The sequence below is a fragment of the Frankia casuarinae genome, assembly GCF_000013345.1.
Taxonomy (GTDB): Bacteria; Actinomycetota; Actinomycetes; order Frankiales; family Frankiaceae; genus Frankia; species Frankia casuarinae.
This window is the reverse complement of sequence record NC_007777.1, coordinates 2,505,932-2,519,501: the sequence shown is the minus strand read 5'-3', so window position 1 is coordinate 2,519,501 and position 13,570 is coordinate 2,505,932. Positions and strand designations below refer to the sequence as shown.

The window sequence follows — 13,570 nt, the reverse complement described above, 5'->3', positions numbered from 1 at the left end:
GGTGACGTAGACGAACGGGCCACGGTAGCGGGTGGACAGCGCGGTGATCCTGGGCCACCTGCCGGTGGCGTGCTCGACCAGCCGCTGCCGCAGGGAGATCTTCGTCGATTCTGGGATACCGGCCACAGCCCTGATTGTGGCCGGGGGTGTCGGCGGGTTGCCTGTGGGCGGGGCCGGGGCGGTGGGCCGGTGTGACCTGCCCGCTAGGACATCGGGAGTGTCTCGCCGTGCCACCGCGATCATTCTGACGGACGACGTCCGCGCCGAGCTGGCCCGCCGTGTCCGGTCGGCGACCGTGCTCCGCCGTGCCTGGCTGCGCGCGAGGATCGTGCTCGCGGCGGCCGGTGGAGCGGGCAACGCGGCGATCGCCGCTCAGCTTGATGTCTGCGAGGACACCGTCAGCAAGTGGCGGGGCCGGTTCGCCCGCGAGGGCCTGGCGGGGTTGGCTGACCGGCGCCGCTCGGGCCGGCCACGGTCCGCGGGTGGAGTTCGAGTACGAACGCGGCGGGACGGTGGCCTACTTCGCCGCCTACGACGTCCAGCGCGCCCAGGTCATCGGCCGGATCGAGGACACCACCGGGATCGTCCCTTTCGGCCGGCTCGCCGCCCAGGTCATGAACAGCGAGCCGTACGCCTCGGCGCGGCGGGTGTTCTGGATCGTCGACAACGGCTCGTCCCACCGGGGCCAAGCCTCCATCGACCGGATGCGCGCAGCCCACCCGACCGCGACGCTGGTCCACCTGCCGGTCCACGCGTCCTGGCTCAACCAGGTAGAGGTGTACTTCTCGATCCTGCAGCGCAAGGCGATCGAGCGTGGCGACCTCGCCGACTTCGCCGACCTCGACGCGCTCGCCGCCCGCGTCATGGGCTTCCAAACGCTCTACAACCAGACCGCGACCCGGTTCGACTGGAAGTACACCCGTGCGGACCTGCTGAAGACCGCCAGCCGCCTCAACCTCGCCGCATAACCGACGAACTTGCAGCGACACCCACTAGGACTCCAGGTGACGATGTCTATGCGTGTTGTGTATGCCTGCCATCGGTCTCTGGCATAGCCACATCAGTCCTGAAGGACCGACGCTCGTGATGTCCAGACCTGGGCGTGTCGTCGTCGGCGGCTTCCTGACCGCCGCCCGGGTCCAGGAGCCGCAAGCGCCGGATTGGCCAACCAACGTGACTTCCGGCTGTCACAGTTGGACTGGTGCTGTCACAGCCTAGCTGCAAAGAGTAACGACTCATCGCAGATCGTTCCCGCCGCGTCCAGAGCCCGGTATCACTGACCGCCCTCGCCGAACGGCTCCTGCGCCCCGAGACGGTCACGGCCGCTCTCCCGGCCGAGGCCGCGGCCAGTCTCGCCGACGGCCTGCCCGGGACGGCACTGCTGCACGCCCGGCTGGCGGCCGTCCACCCTGATTTCGCCACAGCCGCGGCGAACCACTGGACCCACGCAGCCCGCCAGACCCCGCGAGGCGCCCACCCCACTGGCGTGTACCACGCCGGCGCTGGCCTGGCCGCTTCGCTGATCATCGCCGGGTACCACCGCACCGCCCTCACCCATCGGCCGGTGAGCACTCCATGGCACGTCTACGACGTCATCAGCGGCCTCAGCGGACCGTCACCCAGACGCTGTCACCGTGCACCCCTCCGGCGCGTTCGACCCCACGCGCCGTTTCGGCTTCGCCCACCTCGCCGGGAACGCGGCCACCGTCCGGCCCGGCTTCCTCACTGGCGCTGCCGGAACGGCGCTCGCTCTCGCCGAGTACGCCGGGTGCCCCATGCCCGAGGACCTGCGCACGACTTGGGACGCCCTGCTGCTCTTGTCCTGACCCTGCCCGGCCGAGGCGGTCAAACCGCGGCGGGTACCTGCTCGGCCACCCGGACGAGAACCCGACTGTCGCGCTTGTCGACCGCAAGCAGCACACCTGGCATCTCCGGAGGGACGGCGTCAGCCGGATATGCCTCGATCCACAGCCGGACGCCCTGCCCACCGTCACGGTCCCAGTCGCGGACCCGCTCGGCGAGCCGGGACGCCAGCTCGCCGCCCCGCGGGCCGTAGCCGCAGGCACCGATCTCGTAGCTGGGCATCTTCGCATCGCCGGTAGGACTCGGCCGCGTCGTGAGATAGGCCAGAGTCCCGCCCTCAACAATCCCCATGCTTCCCCACGGTCCCTTCGGCGCCATCAGTCGGCCGTCATCGACCGCAGCCCGCGACACTAGGAGCCGGCAGAAGCCCTCCAGCGTGGCCAGCCAGAAATCGAGATGCTCTGTCCAGCCCCACGGGACGGCGACCCCGGTCCAGCACGCCGCCACAGGGTGATCCAACGCGCCCCGCAACGCCGAGGCATCCACCGGGCGATCGTCATCGAGCCGAATTGTCAGGTCCGGGCCGGCACCGACCCGGATGTTCTGCTCGCGAACGGCACCGAGAGCACGCATCGGCATGAACCCGTCCTCCACGACCGACCGGCTCCGTAGAACCGCTCCGGCCCGCTCGAACACGACCGTTCGAGTCAGCCCGAGGATCCGCAGCGGCACCACCAGACGCCCGTCCTCGGCCAGCTGCACCCACCAAGCTCGCGGGATATCCCAGGCACCCGCTTATCCGGATTTTGATCTTGAAATTTTGGGTGGGATTGGTGGCATTCCGAGTGGTGCTGGTTTGGAGGTGTTGCGGGCTGCGCGGTCCAGGCCGGCGAGCTTGCGCTGTGCGGCTTCGAGGCTGGTCTTGAGGCCCTCGACTTCGCCCTGCCAGCCGTTGGCTTTGGCTTCCTCGATGCGTTCGCCGAGGTTGCGGATGATCTGTTCGAGGCGGGTGCGTTGGCGGGGGTCGACGCGGAGCATGGGGCAGCGGACGCAGGCGTGTTCGTGGATGCAGGGGGTGCCGTAGGGGCGTCCGCAGTCGCCGAGTTCGAGGCCGTTGTGGCGCGGCGCTGTTTGACGACTCCCGCGGTGTCGCTCTTGCGCACCGGGCTGGGGAACGCCCAAGGCGCCCAGGAAGGGTCCGACAGTGCCCATTCGGCGATGTCGAGGTAGAAGGCGCGGACCGTGATCAGGGTGTCGATGTGTCGTTGCCGGGTCGGGCGGCTGCCGCCGTTCTGGGGAAAACGCAGCCGTTCCTTCCAGGGATCCGTGACCTCGCGTGGCAGATTGAGGGTGTCGATGCCGGGGTGATGGCGTTCGAGGTCGGCCCAGAACGCCCCGGCGAGACGGCCGACGAGCATGCGGAAGGTGCTGTAGTCGAGCGCGGGACGCCGCTCGTCGAGGTAGCGGATCAGCAACTCGCGGATCTGCCGGTCGGCGATGCCGTGGCGGTCCACGAGTTCGGCGGTGCTCTGCGGGCCGGTGCGCATGGCGGCGTGCAGCGTGGAGTGCGGTGGGAAGACGCCCAGGTCGACCATCATCTGCCAGGCCAGGTGGGAACCGTCACGCGTCCGGCCGCGGCTGGGCGCCGTGGCTGACTGGAACGCGAGGAGGTCGCCTGTGGTCACCTCGTTCAGGCTGCCACCGGTATGGATCACGATCGCGGTCAGGACGTTCAGCGCCTTCCTGAGCACGTTCTCGGAATGGCCGCCACACGCCCGCGCGGCGTCGGCCGCGCAGGCGAACAACTCCGGGCTCACCAGGTCGCGGACGACCGCGAACGTCGTCGTCGGCCCGTAGGTGGTCAGGAACGGGTAGCTCGGCCGGACGAGCCTCATCCGCAGCAGACAGGCCAGCCCTCGGGTCAGCACCACGCGATGGCGTTCGCCGCAGGGCCTGTCGGGCTCGGGAATGGCGGCTGACCAGGTCGCCCACCTGGGACCGAGCATCGCCTCGGCATGCTCCCACCGGTCCTGCCAGCCGCCGGGCACCCGGCCCAGCCAGTCCAGCAGCAGCTCGACACCGGCAACCGACCGCTGCGCCTGCTGCCGCTTCGCGTTCCACCACGACAAGGTCGGCACAGCCGCGAGCACGTCGTCCAACGACGCCGTATCCCACGGGCCGACCGGCCGCGCGGCCGGCTCCCAGCCCGACGCCCCTGGGCCGATGGCCTGCTTGGTGGCTGGGGCCGCGACCGCGGTAGGCATCACCTCGGGTTCCCGAACAGGACCGCGAGGTCAGCGGGGTCGTAGCCGAGGGCCGCCGGCGCTGGGGGCGCGGGGCGAGGTCTTTCCCGCGCAGCCAAATGCTCCCGGACCCGAGCGAAGACCTCCTCGTCGTCCTGCTCCAGGTAGAGCTGGGTCGTCGACAGGTGGGCGTGGCCGAGGATCGTCTGCGCGTCGCGCAGCGACAGCCGGCCGTCGCGCACCATCCGAATCGCACAGGTGTGCCTCAAATCGTGCATCGTCCAGTTCGCGCCCAACCGGCGGTTCGCCCGACGGAAGACCGCCCGCAGCGCCTCGTAGTTCAACGGCTCGTGGACCCCGCCGCGCCGATAGACCGTCCGCCAGACCGGATCACCCGCGCCCAGCACACCGCCGCCGACGTCGGCCAGGTAGAGACGCAGCCAGACGAACGCCTCCGGGCTCGCCGGCAGCCACTGCTCGGCCCGCGTCCCCTTGCGGACCACCCGCACCAGCTGGCCACCCCAGTCCAGGTCCGCGCCGCGCATGCCGAGCAGCTCGGCCGCGCGGGCACCGGTGGACACGCCCAGCGCCAGGATCGCCCGGTCCCGGTTACGGCCCATCGCCGCAAACAGCGCGTCCCACCGCTCGTCCGGCATCGCCCTCGGCTTCCGCTTCGGCAGCCGAGGGTTATAACGCAGCCGCCCCTCCGGACGGAATGCCTCCAGCGGGTTGTGGTGCGCGTGCGCCCGGCCCCGGCCCGCCCGAGCAAGCACAACCGGATTCACCAGCGGCCCCTCACCACGCTCCAGCCAGAACTCATAGAAGGTCCGCAGCACGGCGTTGCTGTGCCGCACCGTCGCCGGCCCGTAGCCGTCCCCGAGGTGGCGCTTACGGGTCACCGGGTTGACCTGCCCCACGGTCGCCCGCGACCCGACCCGCGCCGCCGCGACCGGCTTGGTCGCCTGCCCGAGCCACAGCACGAAGTCCCGGACCTCCGCCGGACTCACCCGGTCCCAGGCCACTCCAACCGCGACCAGAAACCGCCACCACCGCAGCAACGCCAGCGCATAGCTGCGCACCGAGTTCGCCGACCGGCCCTGCGCGACGAAGTCCCGTAGGAAGACCTCGACCGGCTCGACCGGCTCACCGAGGCCGTCGACCAGCCTCCACGGCACCACGCCGTCGGACGCGACCACGCTTCCCCACAGCGGAAGCCGGATCGCCTCGATCACCCGATGATCGCTGTCCTCAAACACCCAGCACCCTCCAAGATCAGAGAGATGCAGACTGTTCCGACCTGTCCGACCCTGCCCTACGACACGCCGTTCGACCTCAGGAAAGTCCGGTCAACAGTTCCGTAACGATGATCCGATCGAACAGCGGACAGCACGCTGCCACGCGTCCCGGGCCTGCCACGCTCCCGAGCGTGGGCTTTGCTGGAGGTGGTGGCTATACCGCGCAGCGTTATCTGCAATGAGCTTTAGGCATTGACATCGACACGGACGGTGCTACGGTTCGCGCGTTGACCGCCCGCCGCGTACGGATCGGGGAAGGCGGCCAGGGATGACGACGCCACGCCCGCGACGCAGTTGCACCCACTGCGGCCACCGGCACGCCACCGGCCATCCGGTCCACCGCCCTGCGGGACCGGACCCCAGGGAAGGAGGAGCCGCTCCATGCCCCAGCTCGACGATCACCGTTGGATGACCCGGGCCATCGAACTCGCCCACCGCTGCCCACCCGCCGCCGGCGCCTACTCCGTGGGCGCCGTCATCGTCGACAAGAACAACCAGGAGATCGCCTTCGGCTTCTCCCGCGAGGTCGACGACGCGGTACACGCCGAGGAGTCCGCACTCGCGAAGATCGGCCCGGGCGACCCTCGGCTCGCCACCGCGACGATCTACAGCACCCTCGAACCCTGCTCCCAGCGCAAGTCCCGGCCCCGCACCTGCACCCAGCTCATCCTGGAAGCAAAGATCCCGCGAGTGGTCATCGCCTGGCGCGAACCCAGCCTCTTCGTCGCCGACTGCCAAGGCTACGAACTCCTCACCCAGGCGGGCGTCACCGTCGTGGAACTACCCGAGCTCGGTGAACAGGCCCGCGCCATGAACGCCCACCTGTCAGTCTGATCCAATTTCGGCTGACGTCCGCTCGGCCTCGGAACGCTCTGGGCCGGTGTCCGCCGCGGTCCGTTGCCCCACGGGGTGGGAAGTTAGTGCCAGGGGTGGAGCGCGCAGGCGCTCGGCAACCCGCGCCACGACCGCGGGATCCGTACTGAAGGTGGTGTCCGGCAGGCCCGGCGCGCGTGCCGGAGCGGTTCTGGCACACCGACCAGATGCGTGATGCCTTCGCGGCCCAGCACATAGGCCGGGTCTCCGCGGCCTATCGCCTGCACCCCCACCACCTCCGGGCCCATCAGCCAGGAACGGCTGGGTCGGTGGCACACCCTGACGCAGGCCCAGGTCAGCCGGATCGAGAGCGGGCCACCTATCCGTGATCTTGACCGGCTGGCGCACTGGGCGCGGACCCCGCGGATGCCGCCGCACCTGCTGTGGTTCGACCTCCCCGGGCGACCCCGGCCGACGCCGGTGACCGTCGCGCTGGCCGCCCGGCCCAGCGGGCAGCTGTCACCGCCGGTCCCGGCGGCCGCGTTCACCCGGTGCCAGTCGCCCTGGTGGTACCAGCAGCAGTCCCGCCCGCCGCGGCGCGGGCGGATCTGGCGTACCCGCCGGCGCCGCGGTCCGCGTCGACCGGAGCACCGACCAGAGCGGCCAGCGTCTGGTCGGTCAGCCTGCGCCACCGAGGGTTCGCCGGCGTGTGTGGGCCGGTGACCGTGAACAGCACCTGGGTGAAGGCGTCGGCCGTGCTGTTGACGAACTGGCGCTGGACCCAGATCGGCGGCTCGGGATCGTCCGGGAGGTACCGCATCCACACCGCCGCTGCGTAGCGCTCGGCGCCGTTCATCAGCGACAAGCCTTCCCGCTCCGGCTGGGTCACGACAGCCACCGGCCGCAGGCCAGTCGCCGTGAACAGTTGCAACCGGAACGTCGTCGGACCCAGCGCCCGCGCGACGGTGAACATGTGCTCGTCGACCACCCGGGTCCGGGGGGATGCCGCCGTCGCCATGGCGCCCAGTTTCACGCGACGGGCAGCGTCAAGCCCGTGCCAAGAGCGGGTACCTGTCCGCACGGCAAGCCGCTGCGAACCGTCTGGGCACCCGGCTACGGTCCGGACGCCCAGCCGCCGGCGGCGAGGCGGATGGCGGCGGGCACGACGGCCCACAGCACGACCAGCACGACGAAGGTGCAGCCCCCGGCGATCCAGCCGGCCGGCGCCCCCCTGACCACGTCGAAGATGAGCAGGACGACCCCGGAGACGGCCACGGCGAACAATGCCAGGCCCACCTGGGCGAGCCGGTTCGCCACCCGGATCAGCGTCTCCTTCTCCTTGCGCCGGAAGACCGCGCGGTGCAGGCTCACCGGCATGATGAGCAGCCCGGTGGCGCTGACCGTCAGCAGCACGATCACGAGATAGAGCGACTTCTGCTCGTTGCTCAACGTCGTGAACCGCTGCTGGAACGGGATGGCGAGCAGGAAGGCGGTCAGCAGCTGCACGCCCGTCTGGACGACGCGCAACTCCTGCAGCAGATCTCCCCAGTTGCGGTACCGGCGTTGCGCCGGGGTCTCCGAAGGGTCCGGCCCGCCGTTCGAGGAGCTCCCCCGGGCGGTGGAACTCCTCGCCGTCATCCCGCCGCCGTCATCCCGCCGCCGCCGTCTGCCGCCGAGCGTCGCGCAGCCGGTCGACGAGGGACACCACCGGCCCGAATACCCGCTGAGCGGTGGGGGATCCCGCGACCGAGGGGTGCGGATGGGTGGGGGCGATCGCCTGAATGGCCCGCAGTCTGCGGCCCAGGCGCACGAGTTCGGATTCGGGACGGACCTGGCGCAGCGCCTCGAACTCCTCCCGCTCCTCGCGCTCGGCGTGTTCCAGCACCGTGTGCTCGAACGCGGCGAGCTTGGCCCCGAACTCGACGCTGCTCGCCTCCATCCGATCGAGGTCGGCGAGGTCCCGACTCGCAGCCTTCTCCTCGTGGTTGCGGGCATCGGTCACCTCGGGCCCCACCACCTGCCGGCTGATCGGGCGCAGCACCACCTCCTCGCCGGTCTCGTGGGCCGCGAGCAGCGCCCGCAGCTCGTCGAACGTCTCCTGGCGGCGTCGGCCCGTCGACGTCCTGACCTTCCCGAACAGCTCGCGGATCTCGGCATGCTGCGCGAGCAGGATCCCGACCACATCGTCCTCGGGGAGCTGACTCGCCCGGGTTCGTTCCCTCGTGGCCTTGCTGACCGTCATCGCACTCTCCTCATCGCGGACCGCGCACCGGACCGTGTCCCTGCTGGCCTGCCCGCTTGGCGGGAACAGGAACCTGGTCCGAGCGGGGGATGCGCCGGACCGGGATGTCCAGGCCCAGGGATGGGCGCTCTGAGAGGAGAGCAGGAGGTTCTTCGGAATTCGGAATCAGGAGGTTCGTCATTCGGAATCAGGAGGTTCGTCGGCGCCGGGCGGGTCTACCGGCGTTCGAACATCCAGGCCGCGGCCAGCGCTACGCCGACCACGATCCCGACGAGCAGCGCCCCGCCGAACACGAAGAAACCGACCGTCCTGATCAGGGCGATCGCGATCGGCAACGCCGCGGCCAGCAGGAACACGCCGTGGGTGCGCACCGGCGTGTTCACCATGGCGATGATCTTGCGCGGGCCTGTCACCCGGTTGACGTTCAGCTCGTCGGACACCGACGGCATGAGCCGGATCGTCGTCCACGTCAGCAGGACGAAGGCGATCGACAGCCCGAGGGCGTAGAGGAGCCCCACGCCGCGGCCGAAGGCGTCGAACGCCGCACCGGCGCCGATCACGGTGATCATCAGCGGGACGTACCAGGAGGTGGTGCGGTCCTGCCGGGCCTGACCGGCGAGCCAGCGCGCCTGGGCGAACCGTTCGCCGCGCCGACCGGAACCGCCATAGTACTGATCCGCCATAGTCGCTCGACGCTCCCCTCCCACGGCCGGCGCCGTGATGCCCCCGTACCTCACGGGGACATCACGCCCCGATCTGCCCATCCTCCCCCAAGACGAGGGAAAGCCGGGCCGTTTCGGGAGGATCACCTGCCCGCCGCGCCGTCACCGCTGGATCGCGGGCCGCGCTCGGCGGGCCGCGAGAGCCGACACCGCAGGTGGCGCGGCAGGTGGCGCGGCAGGTGGCGCCGCCGGTGACCCGCCGTCCACCCGCTCGGTACGTGCCCGATCGGGCATCCCCGCCCGGGGCCCTCGATCTCGGCCCACGACCCGAAAGCTCGCGGCTCACGGCCCAAGAGCCCACGACCCGAGGGAAAGGGACTCGCACCGGGTCGAAGGTCCGCCGCGGCGGAGTCACCACACGTCGCACTAATCACTACACGTCGTACTTCCGGGCGTGCGGATGACCGCGACCGCGCACTGGGCGTGTGTCACACACTGTGAACTGATGGAGCCCAGCAGCAGCTCGGCGAATCCGCCGCGGCCCCGGGCTCCGATGACCAGGAGCTGCGCCCCCGCCGCGGCCCGCAGCAGGCTGGACGCGGCCGCTCCGCGGATCAGGTCCGTGCGCACATCGAGATCACCCGGCTCGGGCAGACCCACGCGCACCGCCTCGTCCAGCACGGCTCGCGCGGCGCCTTCGAGGGCGGCGTCGACGAGGGCCGTTCCGCCGGATCCCGTCGCATCGAGCGCGGGACCCCCGAACGCGGGACCCCCGAACGCCGACCCGCCGAACGCCGACCCGCCGAGCGCCGCATCGGCGGACCCCGGGTCACCAAATCCTGGACGATCATCGAGTACCGTGCCCCCCGATGCCGTGCCCCGAACTCCACGGCCGGCGAATCCCGGAGCGAAGCCCGTTTCGCCCGGGTCCGTCCGGATGGATCCGGTCCCGCCCGGATCCGTGTCGCCGAGCCCCGCACCAGCCGACGCCGCACCAGCCGGCGCCGCACCAGCCGGCCCGGCACGAACGGCCCCAGCGCCCACCGTGGGTACCGCACCAGCGGACCTGGCACCGCAGAGTCCCAGCCGGACAACGCACTCCGGTGGCAGCGGCGCCCAGGCGTGCATGATGCGCAGCGACGCCCGGCGCAGCGCCGCCTCCTGGGCGGCCCACCGCAGCGCGGCCAACGAGCAGGCGGACCCGTCCACCCCGACGACGACGGGCCCGCTCTCGGCCGGCTCCGCCGACCTGCCGTGGACCACGACCACCGGCACCGACGCCCCGTACACGCACGCCATGCTGACCGAACCGGCCGGCAGGCGGCGCGGCCGGTCACGGCCGCGGGCACCGAGGACGAGCATGACCGCGCCCTCCGACTCGGTCAGTATCGTGTCCACCGGGCTCCCGTACACGGTCCGCTCGACGATCCAGGCGTCGGGCTGGGCCTCGCGGACCCGGTTGACGACGTCGTGCAGCATCCACTGGGCCGTCCAGCGGGGATGCTCCGGTGAGGTGGCGGGCGGCGGCTTCACCCGCGTGCAGAACGGGCCGGCCGCGGCCCAGACGAGCACGGCACGCACCCGCGCGCTACAACGACGCCCCGCGCGCACGGCCCACCGCAGCGCGCGCTCGGCATCTGTCGACCCGTCGATCCCGACCACGATGTCCGCCACGCGACACCGCCTCCCCTCCGAGCATCCTCGCTCGCCGAGCAGGCATCCGTCCCGATCCCGTGTCTACTACAACACGAAGAGACAACGGACGCGAGGGGAGACAGACGGGAGACAGTGGATGGATCTCCCGGCAGTGGCGGACGCCGGTCATGAACAGGTCGATATCGTTCATGAAACGGTAACAGATCTCGGTGCCGACCAGGGTGTGCGCGGAAAACCCGAGGGAACACCAGGAGAGGAGGTGGTACGGATGTCGGTCCGTCCAACCCCCGCCTCGGTGCTCGGGCCGAAGGCCGAGGTTCCCGAGCCGGCGACGGCGGTGGTGGAGCTGCTGGGGATACTGCGCCGCCATCTGGGCATGGATCTTGCCTGGCTCGGTCGCATCGAGGCGGACGTCCTCGTCGTGCAGGTCATCAACGGGGACGGCGCGTCGTTCCAGCTGGCCCCGGGCTCCACCGTTCGGCGCGAGAGCGCCCTGTTCGGACGCGTCCTGTCCGGTGAGTTTCCCACCGTCATCCCGGACACCCGAGCCGATCCGCGCATCCTGCGACTGCCCGTCGTCGACGAACTCGACGTGGGGGCCTACGCCGCCGTGCCGGTGGTCGACAGCGACGGCATCGTCTACGGCCTGGCCGGCTGTCTCGGGCACGGGCCGCATCCGCACCTGCGGCCGCGCGACGGCCGGTTCCTGCGGATGATCGCGGAGATCCTCGGCGATTCCGTGACCGACCTGCACCGGATGTGGGAGGTCCGCAGCCGCGTCTGGCGCGACGTCAGCCATGTGATCGACGGCGGGGGGCCCGCGCTCGCCTTCCAGCCGGTGCTCGACCTCGAACACGGAAAGATCATCGGAGTGGAGGCGCTGTCCCGGTTCTCGGACTACGCCCGCAGCCCGTCACAGTGGTTCACCGCGGCAGGCTCCGTCGGCCTCAACGTCGATCTCGAACTCGCCGCGGTCCGACGCGCGCTCGCCGTGCTGCCCCGGCTGCCGACGCACATGATCCTCGCGATTAACGTCTCGGCGACGACCCTCTCGGCCGGCCTGGTGGACATGATCATGAACGAGGATGCCGAACGCATCCTCGTGGAGATCACCGAGCACGAACGGATCGGCGACACTCCGGCGATCAACCGCGACATCGAGCACCTGCGCCGGCTCGGCGTCCGCATCGCCGCCGACGACGTGGGTACCGGCTATGCCGGGCTGGAACAGCTCGTCCGGCTGCGACCGGAGATCATCAAGATGGACTGCTGCCTGACCCAGGGCATCGACACCGACCCGGCCCGGCGGGCCGTGGCCGCCGGGCTGGTGCACGTCGCCAAGGAGATCGGAGGCAGCGTGGTCGCCGAGGGCATCGAGACCGCGGCCGAACTCCAGGCCACCCGGGAGACCGCGATCCCCTACGGCCAGGGCTTCCTTCTCGGCCCGCCCACCCCCGTCCTGCCCGAGGCCGTCAGGTAAGCCCCGGCGTCAGGTAAGCCCCGGCGCGCCCGGCCGCAGCGGCGGCGGTCAACCATCGACGGCGGGGCTCTCCCGACGCAACCGGAACCAGACGACCTTCCCGTCGCCGGGGATGACGTCGGCGCCCCAGGTCTCAGCGAGCTCGGCCACCAGGTGCATACCCCGCCCGCCGAGCGAGTCGGTGTCGACCTGCTGCACCTGCGGGAGGCGGCTGTCCGGATCCTGGACGCCGACCCACACCTGGTGGTCGGTTGTCCGGATCTCCAGAACCGGCTCACCGCGGCCGTGCACGACGGCGTTGGTGACCAGTTCGCTGGCGAGCAGCACGACGATCTCGGTCAGCTCCGCCGCGAAGCCGGTGCCGGCGAGGCCCGCGGCCAGCCGGACCCGGGCCTGCCGGGGCGCGATCGGGCTGAGCGGCAGCACGAACCTGTCCAACGGCTCGCCGGGCTCGCCGGGCTCGCCGGGCTCGCCCGACTCGCCCGACTCGCCGGGCAGCTCCGGTTTACCCGTCATGTGAAAGACATTTCCTTGCAATCATGTGGATAAACCCGGTGTCGGAGCTCAGTCCGTGACCCGCGCGAGCACCTCGTCCCAGTCCCGCAGGAAACGATCGAGACCGTACCGGGCCAGGGCCGCCCGCCGGGCCTTCTTCCCGTACGCCCGAGCGAGGTCCACCGAAGCGGGAACGGTCCAGCTCAGCGCACGCCGCGCGGGCGGAACTGAACGCTGATCCGCGGCCCGACCGGCCGCGCCGTCTTGGGCACGGCATGATCCCACGTGCGCTGGCAACTGCCTCCCATCACGAGCAGGTCGCCGTGGCCCAGGTCGTGCCGGATCGCCGGGCCGCCCCCGCCCCGCGGCCGCAGCAGCAACGCACGCGGGGCGCCCAGGACGGCGATCGCGACCATGGTGTCGCGGAACCCACCCGGCCCGACGCGATCGCCATGCCAGGCCACACTGTCACGCCCGTCGCGATACAGGCACAGCCCGGCGGTGGCGAAGCCCTCGCCCAACTCGGCCGCATAGTGCTCGTCGAGGACCCGCTTCGCCGCGCCGAGCGCCGGATCGGGCAGCGACGCACGCTCGTCGTAGAAGGCGAGCAGCCGGGGAATGTCGACGACCCTGTCGTACATCGTCCGCTGCTCCGCCCGCCAGGGGACACGATCGCGCAGCCGCTCGAAGAGCACGTCGGCTCCAACGATCCAGCGGGGCCGCACATCGACCCACGCACCCCGCGCGAGCCCGACTCGTCGGACGGACGTCCCGAGTGGGCCGACCTCGATCGCCGGGGCGTCATCGAGCAACGAGGCCTGGAACGCCGCGATCTCCATGCTTCGACACTACCAAACACACGTTCGAAGACAGGTCTGCGA

At 70.9% G+C, this 13,570-nt stretch carries 15 protein-coding genes and 1 pseudogene; 5 read left to right on the top strand and 11 right to left on the bottom strand.

The window, feature by feature from the left end; all coding sequences use genetic code 11:
* Positions 1-31: 31 nt before the first annotated feature.
* Positions 32-418: pseudogene (locus tag FRANCCI3_RS28720) on the top strand (helix-turn-helix domain-containing protein); the annotation flags it as partial.
* 64 nt (positions 419-482) lie between these two features.
* The gene (locus tag FRANCCI3_RS28005) at positions 483-968 is read left to right on the top strand and encodes a transposase (RefSeq protein ID WP_023842014.1); all 486 of its coding nucleotides are present in this window, start codon (positions 483-485) and stop codon (positions 966-968) included.
* Between the two features lie 305 nt (positions 969-1,273).
* On the opposite strand, the gene FRANCCI3_RS28550 is transcribed toward FRANCCI3_RS28005, so the two are convergent.
* The gene (locus FRANCCI3_RS28550) at positions 1,274-1,408 is read right to left on the bottom strand and encodes a hypothetical protein (RefSeq protein WP_255353906.1); all 135 of its coding nucleotides are present in this window, start codon (positions 1,406-1,408) and stop codon (positions 1,274-1,276) included.
* Positions 1,409-1,634: 226 nt separating this feature from the next.
* Here FRANCCI3_RS28550 and FRANCCI3_RS10800 point away from each other — a divergent pair, with 226 nt between their 5' ends.
* Positions 1,635-1,826, top strand: a complete 192-nt coding sequence (locus tag FRANCCI3_RS10800) for a hypothetical protein (RefSeq protein WP_023842013.1) — start codon at positions 1,635-1,637, stop codon at positions 1,824-1,826.
* A gap of 19 nt (positions 1,827-1,845) precedes the next feature.
* On the opposite strand, the gene FRANCCI3_RS10795 is transcribed toward FRANCCI3_RS10800, so the two are convergent.
* The 3 genes from FRANCCI3_RS10795 to FRANCCI3_RS10785 are packed head-to-tail and all read right to left on the bottom strand — an operon-like array spanning position 1,846 to position 5,302.
* Positions 1,846-2,565, bottom strand: coding sequence for an O-methyltransferase (locus FRANCCI3_RS10795; RefSeq protein ID WP_011436568.1), 720 nt, complete (start codon positions 2,563-2,565; stop codon positions 1,846-1,848).
* Positions 2,511-4,067, bottom strand: a complete 1,557-nt coding sequence (locus FRANCCI3_RS10790; RefSeq protein ID WP_011436567.1) for a hypothetical protein — start codon at positions 4,065-4,067, stop codon at positions 2,511-2,513. Before FRANCCI3_RS10790 ends, FRANCCI3_RS10795 begins: the two co-directional genes overlap by 55 nt.
* Entirely contained in the window at positions 4,067-5,302 is a 1,236-nt protein-coding gene (locus FRANCCI3_RS10785) for a tyrosine-type recombinase/integrase (RefSeq protein ID WP_011436566.1), read from the bottom strand. Before FRANCCI3_RS10785 ends, FRANCCI3_RS10790 begins: the two co-directional genes overlap by 1 nt.
* Before the next feature lie 420 nt (positions 5,303-5,722).
* Between FRANCCI3_RS10785 and FRANCCI3_RS10775 the strand changes: the two genes are divergently transcribed.
* A complete protein-coding gene (locus FRANCCI3_RS10775; protein ID WP_011436565.1) occupies positions 5,723-6,175 on the top strand; it encodes a deaminase in 453 nt (150 codons plus the stop codon).
* Between the two features lie 523 nt (positions 6,176-6,698).
* Here FRANCCI3_RS10775 and FRANCCI3_RS10770 read toward each other — a convergent pair.
* The 5 genes from FRANCCI3_RS10770 to FRANCCI3_RS28000 form a co-directional block, all read right to left on the bottom strand.
* Entirely contained in the window at positions 6,699-7,187 is a 489-nt protein-coding gene (locus FRANCCI3_RS10770; protein ID WP_035913025.1) for a hypothetical protein, read from the bottom strand.
* Positions 7,188-7,267: 80 nt separating this feature from the next.
* Positions 7,268-7,792 (bottom strand): DUF6328 family protein, encoded by a 525-nt coding sequence (locus tag FRANCCI3_RS10765; RefSeq protein ID WP_011436562.1) that lies wholly within the window; start codon positions 7,790-7,792, stop codon positions 7,268-7,270.
* Between the two features lie 10 nt (positions 7,793-7,802).
* Entirely contained in the window at positions 7,803-8,396 is a 594-nt protein-coding gene (locus tag FRANCCI3_RS10760; RefSeq protein WP_011436561.1) for a hemerythrin domain-containing protein, read from the bottom strand.
* Between the two features lie 215 nt (positions 8,397-8,611).
* Entirely contained in the window at positions 8,612-9,079 is a 468-nt protein-coding gene (locus FRANCCI3_RS10755) for a hypothetical protein (protein ID WP_011436560.1), read from the bottom strand.
* Between the two features lie 405 nt (positions 9,080-9,484).
* A complete protein-coding gene (locus FRANCCI3_RS28000; RefSeq protein WP_011436559.1) occupies positions 9,485-10,732 on the bottom strand; it encodes a universal stress protein in 1,248 nt (415 codons plus the stop codon).
* Positions 10,733-10,982: 250 nt separating this feature from the next.
* Between FRANCCI3_RS28000 and FRANCCI3_RS10745 the strand changes: the two genes are divergently transcribed.
* Positions 10,983-12,194, top strand: coding sequence for a sensor domain-containing phosphodiesterase (locus FRANCCI3_RS10745; RefSeq protein ID WP_011436558.1), 1,212 nt, complete (start codon positions 10,983-10,985; stop codon positions 12,192-12,194).
* A gap of 48 nt (positions 12,195-12,242) precedes the next feature.
* On the opposite strand, the gene FRANCCI3_RS10740 is transcribed toward FRANCCI3_RS10745, so the two are convergent.
* Positions 12,243-12,710, bottom strand: coding sequence for an ATP-binding protein (locus FRANCCI3_RS10740; protein WP_011436557.1), 468 nt, complete (start codon positions 12,708-12,710; stop codon positions 12,243-12,245).
* Positions 12,711-12,892: 182 nt separating this feature from the next.
* Positions 12,893-13,528, bottom strand: coding sequence for an alpha-ketoglutarate-dependent dioxygenase AlkB (locus FRANCCI3_RS10735; protein ID WP_011436556.1), 636 nt, complete (start codon positions 13,526-13,528; stop codon positions 12,893-12,895).
* Between the last annotated feature and the right edge of the window lie 42 nt (positions 13,529-13,570).